At 68.5% G+C, this 12,090-nt stretch carries 11 protein-coding genes; 5 read left to right on the forward strand and 6 right to left on the reverse strand.

What is annotated here, in order from left to right; translation table 11 throughout:
* Positions 1-126 precede the first annotated feature (126 nt).
* Genes FKO37_RS04555 through FKO37_RS04565 form a run of 3 tightly spaced genes read right to left on the reverse strand, consistent with a single transcriptional unit; the run spans position 127 to position 4,099 of the window.
* A complete protein-coding gene (locus FKO37_RS04555; RefSeq protein WP_037808843.1) occupies positions 127-951 on the reverse strand; it encodes a YceI family protein in 825 nt (274 codons plus the stop codon).
* Positions 948-3,575, reverse strand: coding sequence for an MFS transporter (locus FKO37_RS04560; protein ID WP_238603803.1), 2,628 nt, complete (start codon positions 3,573-3,575; stop codon positions 948-950). Before FKO37_RS04560 ends, FKO37_RS04555 begins: the two co-directional genes overlap by 4 nt.
* On the reverse strand, positions 3,572-4,099 hold the full coding sequence (locus FKO37_RS04565) for a MarR family winged helix-turn-helix transcriptional regulator (protein WP_037808841.1): 528 nt from the start codon (positions 4,097-4,099) through the stop codon (positions 3,572-3,574). The genes FKO37_RS04560 and FKO37_RS04565 overlap by 4 nt, the downstream gene beginning before the upstream one ends.
* Before the next feature lie 252 nt (positions 4,100-4,351).
* On the opposite strand from FKO37_RS04565, the gene FKO37_RS04570 reads away from it, so the two are divergent.
* On the forward strand, positions 4,352-4,777 hold the full coding sequence (locus FKO37_RS04570; protein ID WP_037808840.1) for a PPOX class F420-dependent oxidoreductase: 426 nt from the start codon (positions 4,352-4,354) through the stop codon (positions 4,775-4,777).
* Positions 4,778-4,852: 75 nt separating this feature from the next.
* Here FKO37_RS04570 and FKO37_RS04575 read toward each other — a convergent pair whose 3' ends face one another.
* The gene (locus FKO37_RS04575) at positions 4,853-5,425 is read right to left on the reverse strand and encodes a TetR/AcrR family transcriptional regulator (RefSeq protein WP_238603804.1); all 573 of its coding nucleotides are present in this window, start codon (positions 5,423-5,425) and stop codon (positions 4,853-4,855) included.
* A gap of 89 nt (positions 5,426-5,514) precedes the next feature.
* Here FKO37_RS04575 and FKO37_RS04580 point away from each other — a divergent pair, with 89 nt between their 5' ends.
* Entirely contained in the window at positions 5,515-7,029 is a 1,515-nt protein-coding gene (locus tag FKO37_RS04580; RefSeq protein WP_238603805.1) for an MFS transporter, read from the forward strand.
* A gap of 638 nt (positions 7,030-7,667) precedes the next feature.
* On the opposite strand, the gene FKO37_RS04585 is transcribed toward FKO37_RS04580, so the two are convergent.
* Positions 7,668-8,243: a TetR/AcrR family transcriptional regulator gene (locus FKO37_RS04585; protein ID WP_238603806.1), complete on the reverse strand. Its 576-nt coding sequence runs from the start codon at positions 8,241-8,243 to the stop codon at positions 7,668-7,670.
* Between the two features lie 88 nt (positions 8,244-8,331).
* On the opposite strand from FKO37_RS04585, the gene FKO37_RS04590 reads away from it, so the two are divergent.
* The 3 genes from FKO37_RS04590 (at position 8,332) to FKO37_RS04600 (ending at position 11,314) form a co-directional block, all read left to right on the forward strand.
* Positions 8,332-9,213, forward strand: coding sequence for an SDR family oxidoreductase (locus FKO37_RS04590; protein ID WP_037808832.1), 882 nt, complete (start codon positions 8,332-8,334; stop codon positions 9,211-9,213).
* A gap of 74 nt (positions 9,214-9,287) precedes the next feature.
* The gene (locus FKO37_RS04595; RefSeq protein ID WP_037808830.1) at positions 9,288-9,869 is read left to right on the forward strand and encodes a bifunctional 2-polyprenyl-6-hydroxyphenol methylase/3-demethylubiquinol 3-O-methyltransferase UbiG; all 582 of its coding nucleotides are present in this window, start codon (positions 9,288-9,290) and stop codon (positions 9,867-9,869) included.
* A 50-nt stretch (positions 9,870-9,919) separates the two neighbouring features.
* Positions 9,920-11,314, forward strand: a complete 1,395-nt coding sequence (locus FKO37_RS04600; RefSeq protein ID WP_134727679.1) for an FAD-binding oxidoreductase — start codon at positions 9,920-9,922, stop codon at positions 11,312-11,314.
* Between the two features lie 63 nt (positions 11,315-11,377).
* Here FKO37_RS04600 and FKO37_RS04605 read toward each other — a convergent pair whose 3' ends face one another.
* On the reverse strand, positions 11,378-12,082 hold the full coding sequence (locus FKO37_RS04605; protein WP_037808826.1) for a DedA family protein: 705 nt from the start codon (positions 12,080-12,082) through the stop codon (positions 11,378-11,380).
* Positions 12,083-12,090 lie beyond the last annotated feature (8 nt).

Below are 12,090 nucleotides of genomic sequence, written 5' to 3' on the forward strand. Positions count from 1 at the left end.
ACCATCGAATCCTCCGCATTCGGTGACTTTGGGTATTCCTGGGGTAACCAGACTGTTCACCCTTTTCGCCCAGGACAACGAACAGGCCGCCCGGGACAGTTCCCGGGCGGCCTGTCGCGGTTTTCTCTAGAACTGCGGCAGGGACTCGCCCTGCACCGCCTCGATGTCCAGCTCCACCTTGACGGTCGTGCCGATCGCGGCCACGCCCGCCCGCACCATCGCGCTGTAGTTGATCGCGAAATCGTTGCGGTGCAATTGCGTTTCGGCGTGGAACGCGGCACGCACGCCGCCCCACGGGTCCGGGCCGTGCCCGGTGTAGCGCAGGTCGAGCGTGACGTCGCGGCGTTCGCCGTGCAGCGTCAGCACGCCGCGCAGCGCCCAGTTGTCCGTGCCGAGCTGGGAAAGCCCGGTGCTTTCGAACGTGATGAGCGGATACGCGTCGACGTCGAGGAATTCGGCCGAACGCAGGTGGTCGTCCCGCATCTTTATGCCGCTTTCGATGCTGCCCGCCTTGATCTCGGCGCGCACGCTCGACCGCTCGACCGGCCGGGCGACCTCGATCCGCCCCGCCACGTCCGGGAACCGCACCTTGATGCTCGCGATGCCCATGTGCCGCGCGGTGGCGACCACCGACGAGTGCATCGGGTCGATCGTCCACGGACCCTCCGGCGGCAGCTCGACCGCGCCGGAAACCGGCACGAGCGCGATGTCGCCGAGCAGCCCGGCCCCGTCGGAGCCGATCTGCACGGTACGGGCCAGCGGCGTGTACCCCGGCGCGGTGATCACGGCGGTGTAGACGCCAGGGGGCAGCGGGTCGGTGACCACCGCCCCCTTCGCGTCCGTGACCTGCCGCGCGACCTGGCGCCCGTTCAAGTCGGTGACCGTGAGCACCGCGTTCTCGACCGGCCATCCGCCGTTCGAGCGCAGCTGTGCGCGCAGGCCCCCGCTCATGACCGGTCGACCAGCTCGTCGAGCGCCTGGTCGTAGCTCAGCCGCACGTCGTGCTGGGCCTCGCCGTCGTCCAGCGTCACCTGGCTGGTGGCGGGCGGGTATCCGCTCGCCACGACCGTGTAGGAGCCGATCGGCAGGTCGCTGACCACGTAGCGGCCCTCGCTGTCGGTGCGGGCCACCGCCGCGACGTTGCCGTTCGCGTCGAGCACGGTGATCCGCGCGTCCGGCACGATCCGGTCGCCCTCGGTGCGCGCGACGCCCTGGAGCAGCACCGCGCCGGCGAGTTCGACGTCGTGGCGCAGCACGCCGCTGTCCGGCACCGTCAGCGTGACCGCGACCGGGCGGTAGTGCGGGCCGCTCGCGACCAGCGTGTACTGCCCGGCGCCGACGCCGCTGAAGGTGTAGACGCCGTCCTCGGCGGTGATGAACGCGCCGTTGACCTCGCCGCGCGAGTCGGTCAGCGTGACCGTCGCGTTCGCCAGCGGGGTCGCGGTGCCGATCGAACGGACCACGCCGGTCAGCTCGCCGGAACCGGTGAGCGTGACGTCCAGGTTCGCCGGGTGCCCGCCGACCACCACGCTGGAGGCCTGCGGCTGGTGCCCGGGAGCGGACACGATCAGCACGTACGTTCCCGGACCCTGGGTCGGGATCGAGTAGCTGCCGTCGCCGTTGCCGGTCGCCCGCGCCACCTGACGGCCCTGCTGGTCGATCAGGGTCAGCGCGGCCGCGCTCACGTGGCTGCCGTCCTGGCGGCGCACGTGGCCGGTGACCGGGACGCCGCCCGAGCCGGTGGCCGTGCCGAATTCCGCGTCGGCCACCGAGTTGGTGATCGGCATCGGACGGGCGTCAGCCACCGCCTGCGCGTCGCCGTGGCCGTTGGTCAGGGCGTGCCTGCCGCCGGCTCCGACGAGCACCGGCTCCTTCGGGGCCTCCTCGAACAGCGAACCCGCCGTCTTCAGCTCAGCGGTCTCTTCCTGGGCCGGGACCGGCTCGTCCAGGTCTTCCAGCAGCGCTTCGCCGCCTTCGACCGCGGCCGCCGCCGGGTTCATGCCCGCCAGCGGGATCTCCTTCATGAACAGCAGCACCAGCGTGGCCAGCAGCGCGACGCCGCCGGCGACCCAGAACACCGTGGTGATGGACTCGGTGAAGCCGATCAGGATCGGCGTGCGCACCGCTTCCGGCAGCGTCTGGATGACGCTCGTGTTGCTCGACAGGTCGCCGAGGTTGGCGCCCCCGCCCGGAGGCAGGTGGCCGCCGAACGCCTTGGTGATGTTGCCCGGCAGCACGTTGAACAGAATCGTCAGGAACACCGCGACCCCCGCGGTACCGCCGATCTGCCGGAAGAACGTCGCCGACGCGGTCGACACGCCCATGTCCTTGCGCGGGCCCGCGTTCTGCACCGCGATGATCAGCGTCTGCATGCACTGGCCGAGGCCGAGGCCGATGATCAGCGCGGCGACCAGCGGGTGCCAGATCGGGGTGTCGTACTTGACCATGGCGAAGAAGAACGCGCCCGCCGCGATCAGGATCGTGCCGACGACCGGGAAGATCTTGTAGCGCCCGGTCTTCGACGTGATCTTGCCGGAGATGATCGAGCTGGACATGATGCCGACCATCAGCGGCAGCATCAGCAGACCCGATTCGGTCGGCGTGTAGCCCTGCACGACCTGCAGGTACTGCGGGATCATCGTGATCGCGCCGAACATCGCCACGCCGACGATCACGCCGCCGATGATGGCCACGGTGAAGGTCGAGTTCTTGAACAGCCGCAACGGGATCAGCGCGGCGTCCTTCATCAGCTTCTCGACGACGATGAACAACACGATGCCGACGCCGCCGATGATGTACATCCAGATCGACTTCTGGTCGCCCCAGCCCCACTTCTGGCCCTGTTCGGCGACGATCAGGAACGGCACCACGGCGATGACCATGGTCAGCGCGCCCCACCAGTCGATCTTGTGGTCGTGGCGGTTGTGCGGGACGTTCAGCACCTTCGCGACGACGAACAGCGCGACGATGCCGATCGGCACGTTGATCAGGAAGACCCAGCGCCAGCCGTGCAGGCCGCCGAGGGTGTCGAAGCCGGCGAAGAAGCCGCCGAGCACCGGGCCGAGCACGGTGGAAGTACCGAACACGGCGAGGAAGTAGCCCTGGTAGCGAGCGCGTTCCCGAGGCGGGACCACGTCGCCGATGATCGTCATGGCCAGCGACATCAGACCGCCGGCGCCGAGACCCTGCACCGCGCGGAACGCGGCCAGTTCGTACATCGAGGTCGAGAACGACGCGGCGGCCGAACCGGCGACGAAGATCGCGATCGCGGCGAGGTAGAACGGCTTGCGGCCGTAGATGTCGGAAAGCTTGCCGTAGATCGGCGTCGCGATCGTCGACGTGATCAGGTACGCCGTGGTCGCCCACGCCTGCAGGTCGAAGCCGTGCAGGTCGTTGGCGATCCGGACGATCGAGGTGCCCACGATCGTCTGGTCGAGCGCGGCGAGGAACATGCCGCACATCAGGCCGCTGATGATCGTGACGATTTGGCGGTGAGTCAGCCGCGGACCGCCCTCGCTGTCTTCAGCGGGCGCTCCCCCTCGCGACTGAGGTTGTTTTTCAACGGTGGACGTCATGCGTTCGAGGCCCCCTTGGCCTGTGCCGTCGCCGCGGTGTCGGACAGCGACGGATTGTTCTTTTCGATACCTGTGTTGAGCCGCGCGAGAAGCTCGTTGAGCGTCTCGCGCTCCTCCTGGCTCCAGTCGCCGAGTACGTCGGCGAGCCACCGGGCGCGGTGCTTGCGGTTTTCGTCGAAGACGCGAAGGCCTTCGGCGGTCGGGGCGAGCAAGCAGGCGCGGCCGTCCTCGGGGTCGGCCTGCCGTTCGACGAGTCCGTGCTGCACGAGCGAGCTGGACTGCCTGCTGATCGTGGAGATCTCGGAGTGCAGGAACTCGGCCAGCTTGCTGGTGCGTTGCGGGCCTTCGTGGACGAGGCAGAAGAGGATCGCGTACGCGGCCCTCTCGATCCCGTCCGGCCCGTGTTTGGCGACCTGGGACTTCGCCTTGGTGATCAAGCGCATGAACCGGACCAGCTCGTGCCCGAGCTGGTCGGCAAGGTCGAGGTCGGCCTCTGGCCTGACGGCGGAGTTCTGAGGTGCCATGTGGGTCTTCCTTGGGGTGGAGCAAACCATTGGTTGGCGACTGCAACTAGTTGCCTTAAGCAAGAGTGTGCCCGTACGGCGTATTTCGCAAGCGGCCGGCCCATGGTTGTGTCACAAGACACTTTAGTTGTCGCATGCAAGCAGATTTCAACCGGAGGGGTATCGTCCGGTTTCTCCCGGTATGCGGACGCCGCTGGTCACTAGGGGTTTGAGGGCGGGAACAGATCCTTCTCGCCGGGGTTTCATAGGGGTATGACTGACGACACAGCGCTCTACGACCTCATCGCGGCGGGCAAGCAAGGCGTCCTGGCGACCCTGAAACGAGACGGCCGCCCGCAGCTGTCGACGGTGTCGCATTACTTCGACCGCGACGCCCGCCAGCTGCAGGTGTCGATCACGGACACGCGCGCGAAGACGAAGAACATGCGCCGGGATCCGCGGGTGAGCTACCACGTGGCGTCGTCGAACGGCTGGTCATACGCGGTGGCGGAGGGGCGGGCGGTGCTGTCCCCGGTCGCTTCGGCTCCGGACGACGAGGCGGTGGAGGCGTTGATCGCGCTGTACCGCAAGGTGGCGGGCGAGCATCCGGACTGGGACGAGTACCGAGCGGCGATGGTGGCGGATCGGCGGCTGGTGCTGACGGTGGAGATCGAGCGGGTTTACGGGCTGGCTCGCTGAGTTGGTCGTCCGTGAGTGATGCCTGAGGGAGTTCTCCTCGCGGACTTGAAGTCAGGCGCCTGGCGGTCCCTCGGCTCAGCCCTTCCGCCGCCCCGCCGCGAGCGTCGCCTGGACCGGCGCCCCGGCCTCGATCCGGTCCGCGATGTCCTCGATTTGCTCCAGCAGGCTGTCGGTCACCTCTTCGCCCAGTGCCGCGCGCATGTAGAGGCCCTCGCCGACCAGCATCACCAGCTCCGCCGTCACCGGGTCCTCGACGTGCTCCAGCATCAGCTCGCGGGTGCGCTCGGTGCAGCGCCGCGACACCTCCGCCGCGATCGGGTCGTTGAGGACCAGGCGGAGCGCGGCCATCGTCGTGCGGTGCAGCGCCAGGTCGCGCGTGACGTCGGTGATCGACGAGCGCAGGTAGTGGCGGACCACGCCTTCCGGGGCGCTCCGCGCGCGTTCGAGGTCCTCGTCGGTGAGCCGCTCGAGGCGTTCGAGCAGGCCGTCGCGCAGGGCGTCCTTCGAACCGAAGTGGTAGAGCAGCCCGCCCTTGGACACCCCGGCGTGCGCCGCGACGGCGTCGAGTGTGATCTCGGCGGGGCCGCGGTCGGCGAGGATGACCTCGTACGAACCGAGGATGCGTTCTCGTGCTGAAGGTTTAGCCATCACCTTGACTATACCGTCCAGACGGTTTACCTTCTACCTCAGGAACGAAACTGTACCGTCTGGACGGTACAAGGAAGGAAGAGTGCGCCATGGTGCGGCGCGGAGGCCAGTGGTGGGCTTTGGCGGTTCTGGTGCTGCCGGTCCTGTTGATCAGCGTGGACACGACAGTCCTGGGGTTCGCCCTGCCCTATCTCAGCGAGGATCTGGCGCCCACGGGTGCGGAGCAGCTGTGGATCGTCGACGTCTACTCGTTCGTCCTGGCCGGATTGCTGGTTTTCATGGGCACGCTGGGAGACCGGATCGGCAGGCGGCGGCTGCTGCTCATCGGCGGTGCCGCGTTCGGTGCGGCCTCGGTGCTGGCGGCGTTCGCGACGTCGCCGCTGATGCTGATCGTCGCGCGGGCGCTGCTGGGCGTCGGCGGCGCGACGCTGATGCCGTCCACGCTGTCGCTGATCCGCAGCATCTTCACCGAGGACCGCACGCGGCGCACCGCGGTCGCGATCTGGAGCGCGGCGTTCTCCGGCGGGATGGCGGTCGGCCCGGTCGTCGGCGGCTGGCTGCTTGAGCACTTCTGGTGGGGTTCGGTCTTCCTGATCAATGTGCCGGTGATGGTGCTGCTGCTCGTCGCGGGCCCGTTGCTGCTGCCGGAGTTCCGCGATCCGAACCCGGGCCGCTTCGACCCGTGGTCGGCGCTGCTGTCGCTCGGCACCATGCTGCCGGTCGTCTACGGCGTGAAGATCGCCGCGACGGAAGGGATCAGCTGGTCGGCCGGTGCCGCGATGGTGCTCGGACTCGCGCTGGGAGCGGCGTTCGTGCGCCGGCAGCGACGGCTTGACCAGCCGATGCTGGACCTCGGCCTGTTCGCCAACCGCAAGTTCGCCGGATCGGTGATCACGAACCTGCTGGGCGTGTTCGCGCTGGTCGGGCTGCTGTTCCTGCTGCCGCAGTACCTGCAGCTGGTGCTCGGCCTGAAGCCACTGGCCGCGGCACTGTGGATGCTGCCCGCCACGGTCGCCGGCGTCGTCGGCGCCCTGGCAGCCGCCTGGCTCGCCCGCCGAGTCCGGGTGCCGGTCCTGGTCAGCCTGGGCCTGCTCCTCGGCGCGGCCGGCTTCCTGGTCCTGACCACCATCGGAGCCGACGCCGGACTGGCCGCGGTCGTAGTGGCGTTCGTCCTGGTCGGCGGCGGGGTGGCCCTCTCGGAAACCCTGACGAACGACCTCGTGATCTCCGCCGCCCCGGTCAACCGCGCCGGCGCCGCGTCGGCGATCTCGGAAACAGGCTACGAACTGGGCGGCGCCCTCGGCACCGCCCTGCTGGGCAGCCTCGCCACGGCGGTCTACCAGTCCGGCCTGCCCGCCACCGCCCCCGCCGCAGCCCACGACACCCTCGGCGGCGCGGTAGCCACCGCACACTCCCTGCCCGCCACCGAGGGAGCGGAGCTGCTGACCACCGCCCGCGAGGCGTTCGTGACGGCACTGCACACGAGTGCGTGGGTGGGCGCCGCGATCCTCGTGTACACGGCACTGCAGGCGTACTTCCTGTTGGGCCGTCGGCGAAACCGCCCGCAGGACTCCAAGCCGGAGGAGCCAGCGATGTGCGCATGATTCGGCCCCCGTCAGGCAGGCGAACACCACCCGCCTGCCTGACGGGCAGCGCAGTTTCGGTTGCCGGATAAGGGAAATACTTCAGGCCGGACGGCTGTCCCCCAACAGGGCACAGCCCCGGCCGAAGAGGCGCTAGGGCCTCCGGAGCGGGCGGACGCCTGGCACTACTCGGATCCCGCCGGTTCAGCTCGGTGAAGCGCTTGCCGTGCAGGGCTCTTGCAGATACTCCGCTGGGTCGGCGTTCGTCTCCGCGGTCGCTTTCCGAGTCCTCGGGATGGCCGCGTTCGGCGTTCCCGTTGGTGAGGGCGGCAGTCGTTTGTCCGGCGCGGACCCGTTCTGTGCCAAGGCGTGCGGAAGCCGTCCGTTCGGGCTAGTGAAGTGCTTGCTGTGCAAGGTTTTTCCGGATGCTCCGCTGGGTTGGCGTCCGTCCCCGCGGTCGCTCTCCGAGTCTTCGGGATGGCCGCGTTCGACGTCGCCTCTCCGGCGCGGACCCGTCCGGCGCTAATGCGCGCGGGAGTGGGCAGGCACCGTCCGTGCAGCCCAGCGAAGCACTCGTCGAAGCTTCTTCCAGTGCTGCCACCAAAACTCCACCGATTCGGCGTCCGGGCTCCCAGGCAAGAGCCGCCGGAAGCGTGCCGTCACCCCAGCGAAGCGCTCGCCGCCCGAAGCTCCTCCAACGCCGCCACCAAAAACTCCGCCGGATCAGCATCCCCGCGATCGCTCTCCGACCACGCGAAGTACCCCCGCTTAAAAGCCAACACCCCCAACTCACTAGCGAGCGCGGCAGTCGCCTCGGGTAGGCCTCGGGCGGTCAGGGCCGTAGTCATCGCCGCGGCTAGGCCGACGCTTTTCAGCGCGTCCCGTTCCTGAAGTTCCGTGCTGGCCGCGACCGCGGCCTTCAACCTAGGGGCGAGTTCCCGGTTCATCGGGCCCATGGCCGTCGCGGCGCGGCGCAGGCCGGCTGCCACTGCTTCCAGGGGGCTGGCGTCGGCGGGGGCGTCGGCGATTCCCTCCGCGAGCAGCTTGCTCAGCGTTTCCTGTCCGGCCACCAGCAACTCCCGCTTGTCCGGGAAATGCCGGAAGAACGTGCTCTTCGTGACGCCGGCGCGCTCAGCGATCTGCGCGACCGTCGTGGCGTCGTAGCCCTGTTCGGCGAACAGGTCGACGGCCGCTACGACCAGCCGTTCGCGTGCTCCGGGTTCCCATCGGGCCATGAAGCCATCCTATGTGACGAGACCTTTGTCCCGTCACTCTGGTAGCGTCTGACGGGACAAGAGTCCCATCACTCTGAGGGAGAAATCCATGCGCGTGTTCGTCACCGGAGCGACCGGGTTGGTCGGCTCCGCGGTCGTCGCCGAGCTGCTGGGCAGCGGGCATTCCGTCGTCGCGCTCGCTCGATCCGACGACTCTGCTGCTGCGGCCCAGAAGGCGGGTGCTGAGCCGGTGCGGGGTGCGCTGGCTGATCTGGACGTCATTCGCGAGGCTGCGGCCAAAGCCGACGGGGTGATTCACCTCGCCTTCGCCAATGCGTTCAACAGCGCCGAAGCCCTCGCGCACGCGGTCGCCGAGGAAACGGCGGCGCTCAAGGCACAGGCTGAGGTGCTCGTCGGAAGCGACCGGCCGTTGGTCACGGTTTCCGGGACGCCGTATGTGCCAGGGCGCGCGTCGACCGAGTCCGATCCGCATTCGACTGACGGGCCCGTCGGCGGGAGGGGGCGCACGGTCACCGAGGTGTTGGGGTTCGCGGATCGTGGGGTCCGGACGTCCGCGATCCGGCTGCCGCGCACGGTGCACAACGACGGGAAAGGCGGGTTCGCCGGTCTGTTGACCACCATCGCCCGGCAAACGGGAGTGTCCGGTTATCCGGGCGACGGCACGCAGCGGTGGCCTGCGGTGCACGCGCTCGACGCGGCGGTTCTTTTCCGGCTCGCGTTGGAGAAGGCTGAACCGGGAACGGCCTGGCACGCGGTCGCCGACGAAGGGGTTGCGGTCGCTGGCATCGCGGAAGTGATCGGACGGCGGCTGGGGCTTCCGGTCGAATCGGTGCCGGAGGAAACTTACGGCACGCTCGGTCCGCTGTTCGCGATCGATCAGCCAGCGTCCAGCACGCACACGCAGCAAGCACTTGGCTGGGTTCCGACGCATCCCAGTCTGCTGGCGGACCTGGAGAACATCCGGAGCTGATTTGCGGTTCCGGCAAAGAACCTTGTCGTTCAGCGCGGTCAGCGGAATCGTGAACGGCGGAGGTGGCAACGAAAATGGTTCCGTCCGGGGAGACCGCGCAGTTCTGGGAAGACCTCTACCGCAGCCGTGAGCAGGTGTTCAGCGGCGAGCCCAACGGGGTGCTCGTCACCGAGGTCGAGGGGCTGCCGCCGGGGCAGGCGTTGGACGTCGGGTGCGGCGAAGGGGCTGATGCGCGGTGGCTGGCCGCGCGCGGATGGCAGGTGACGGCGCTCGACATCTCGCGCACCGCGTTGCAGCGGGCGGCCGCGGCTAACGCCGGGATCGCTTGGGTGTGTTCGGATCTGGCCGCGAGTCCGGTTCCGGCGAGGGCGTTCGACCTGGTCAGCGTCCAGTATTTCCCGCTCCGCCAGGACGACGGGGTGCTGCGGAAACTGCTCGACGCCGTCGCGCCCGGCGGGACTTTTCTCTTCGCCAGTCACGATCCGCGCGATCTGTCGCCGGAGCACGCCGGTTACTGCCAGCCGGACGACATCGCGCGGGCTCTCGGGGACGAGTGGACCGTCCTCGTCAACGAGAGCCGGCCGCGGGTGAAGCCCGCTCCGCCGGGCACCGCGCACACCCGTGACACCGTGCTCCGCGCGCAGCGGACCAGCTAATATCGGAATTAATATTCCGCACTGCGGAGATCCCGGTTTACCATGCGGAGATGAGCAACGACGCCCTCCTCCAGCGGCTTCGGGACGACCTCGGCCCGGCCGCGGTGCTCACCGACGCTGACGTCACCGACGCCTACGCGCGCGACATGATGCCGCTCGCTCCCTCGGGAAAACCGTTGGCGGTAGTGCTTCCGGCGGATACCGCGGGAGTGCAGGCGACGGTCCGTGCCTGTGCCGAAGCGAGAGTCCCCATCGTGCCGCGCGGGGCGGGCAGCGGGCTTTCCGGCGCGGCCAACGCGATCGACGGCTGTGTCGTGCTTTCGCTGATGAAACTGAACGAGATCGTCGAGGTCGACGCGGGCAACCGGCTCGCCGTCGTGCAGCCGGGCGTCGTCAACCTCGACTTCCGGTCCGCCGTCGAGAAGCACGGCCTGTTCTATCCGCCCGACCCGTCCAGCTACGACTGGTGCACCATCGGCGGCAACCTCTCCACCAACGCCGGCGGCCTCTGCTGCGTGAAATACGGCGTGACCACCGATTCGGTGCTCGGCCTCGAGGTGGTGCTCGCGGACGGATCGCTGCTGAAAACCGGCCGCCGCACGGTCAAGGGCGTCGCGGGCTACGACCTCACCAAGCTGTTCATCGGCAGCGAAGGCACGCTCGGCGTCATCACCCAGGCGACCGTTTCGCTGCGGCCGCTTCCGCAGGCCCCGGCCACTTTTGTCGCCGGGTTCAACACCACCGAGGCGGCCGGCGAAGCGGTCGCGCGGGCGGTGCGCGAGGGGCTGGTGCCGTCGCTGCTGGAGATCATGGACGCGGCGTCGATCAAGGCGTCCGAGACCTACCTCAACACCGACCTCGGCGCGGGCTCGGACTGTCAGGCCCTGCTGCTCGGCCAGTCCGACGCGGGCGGCGAGGCGGCCCGCCGCGAACTGGCGCTGCTCGAGCAGATCTGCACCGACTGCGGCGCGGACCTGGTCTACGCCACGGACGACCTCGAAGAGGGCAAGATGCTGCTGCAGGCCCGCCGCGTCGTGCTGACCGCGCTGGAGACCTACGGCGTCTGGCTCACCGACGACGTCAGCGTGCCCCGCACCCGGATCGCCGAGCTGATCCGCGGCTGCGAACGGATCAGCGAGAAGGTCGGGCTCAAGATCGCCGTCGTCGGCCACGCCGGGGACGGGAACATGCACCCGACCATCGTGTACGCGCCCGATTCCGCGGACGAGTTCGCGCGCGCCCAGCAGGCGTTCGACGAGATCCTCGAAGTCGGCCTGTCGCTCGGCGGCACGGTGACCGGCGAACACGGCGTCGGCAAGATCAAGCGCGAATGGCTCGCCCGCGAAATCGGCCCGGTCGGGATCCGCGTGCACCGGCAGATCAAACAGGCCCTCGACCCGGAGAACCTCTTCAACCCGGGCTCGATGTTCTCGATGACCGACTGAACCCCGAAACAGCGAAGCGGCGTCCGGGAAAGTCCGGACGCCGCTTCGTCGTAGAACCAGGAATCAGTCGCGCACGCGCGGGATCTGCTGCGTGACGTCGGCCGAACCGTCGGCCGGGCGGGCCTTCTTCTCGCGGCGGCTCTTCAGGTACTCGATGGCGATCGGCACCACCGACACCAGCACGATGAGGACGAAGATCGCGTCGACGTTGTCCCGGATGAAGCCGATGTTGCCCAGCAGCGACCCCAGCACGGTGATGCCTGCGGCCCACAGGATGCCGCCGATGACCGTGTACGTGAAGTAGCGCTTCGGGTCCATCCGGCCGATGCCGGCGATCCAGGTGATGAACGTCCGCACGAACGGCACGAACCGGGCCAGCACGACGGCCTTCGGACCGTGTTTCTCCAGGAACGTGTGCGTCTTGTCGACGTACTCCTGCTTGAAGAACTTCGAGTCCGGCCTGCTGAACAGCTTCGGCCCGACGAAGTAGCCGAGGTAGTACCCGACGACGTTGCCCAGCAGCGCGGCGACCGTGACCAGCACGCACACCAGCCACAGCGGAGCCTTCAGCGTGCCGTTCGCGATGAACAGGCCCGCGGTGAAGAGCAGCGAGTCGCCGGGAAGGACCGGGAAGATGCTGCTCTCGATGAAGATGATCAAGCACAGCACGGCGATCACGGGGGCCGTCAGCCCGTTCAGCAGATGCTGCGGGTCCAGCCACGACGGCAGCAGGGACATGGTGGTCACTGTGTTCTGGGCGAGAATCACACCGAAAA

Source organism: Amycolatopsis sp. Poz14 (assembly GCF_006704225.1).
Taxonomy (GTDB): Bacteria; Actinomycetota; Actinomycetes; order Mycobacteriales; family Pseudonocardiaceae; genus Amycolatopsis; species Amycolatopsis nivea.

Excerpts from the sequence above, each read along its gene's own strand:
- FKO37_RS04595 (WP_037808830.1), top strand. The coding sequence starts at position 9,288 with ATGGTTCCGTCCGGGGAGACCGCGCAGTTCTGGGAAGACCTCTACCGC.
- FKO37_RS04580 (WP_238603805.1), top strand. The coding sequence starts at position 5,515 with ATGGTGCGGCGCGGAGGCCAGTGGTGGGCTTTGGCGGTTCTGGTGCTG.
- FKO37_RS04575 (WP_238603804.1), bottom strand. The coding sequence starts at position 5,425 with ATGGCTAAACCTTCAGCACGAGAACGCATCCTCGGTTCGTACGAGGTC.
- FKO37_RS04600 (WP_134727679.1), top strand. The coding sequence starts at position 9,920 with ATGAGCAACGACGCCCTCCTCCAGCGGCTTCGGGACGACCTCGGCCCG.
- FKO37_RS04590 (WP_037808832.1), top strand. The coding sequence starts at position 8,332 with ATGCGCGTGTTCGTCACCGGAGCGACCGGGTTGGTCGGCTCCGCGGTC.
- FKO37_RS04585 (WP_238603806.1), bottom strand. The coding sequence starts at position 8,243 with ATGGCCCGATGGGAACCCGGAGCACGCGAACGGCTGGTCGTAGCGGCC.
- FKO37_RS04555 (WP_037808843.1), bottom strand. The coding sequence starts at position 951 with ATGAGCGGGGGCCTGCGCGCACAGCTGCGCTCGAACGGCGGATGGCCG.
- FKO37_RS04570 (WP_037808840.1), top strand. The coding sequence starts at position 4,352 with ATGACTGACGACACAGCGCTCTACGACCTCATCGCGGCGGGCAAGCAA.
- FKO37_RS04560 (WP_238603803.1), bottom strand. The coding sequence starts at position 3,575 with ATGACGTCCACCGTTGAAAAACAACCTCAGTCGCGAGGGGGAGCGCCC.
- FKO37_RS04565 (WP_037808841.1), bottom strand. The coding sequence starts at position 4,099 with ATGGCACCTCAGAACTCCGCCGTCAGGCCAGAGGCCGACCTCGACCTT.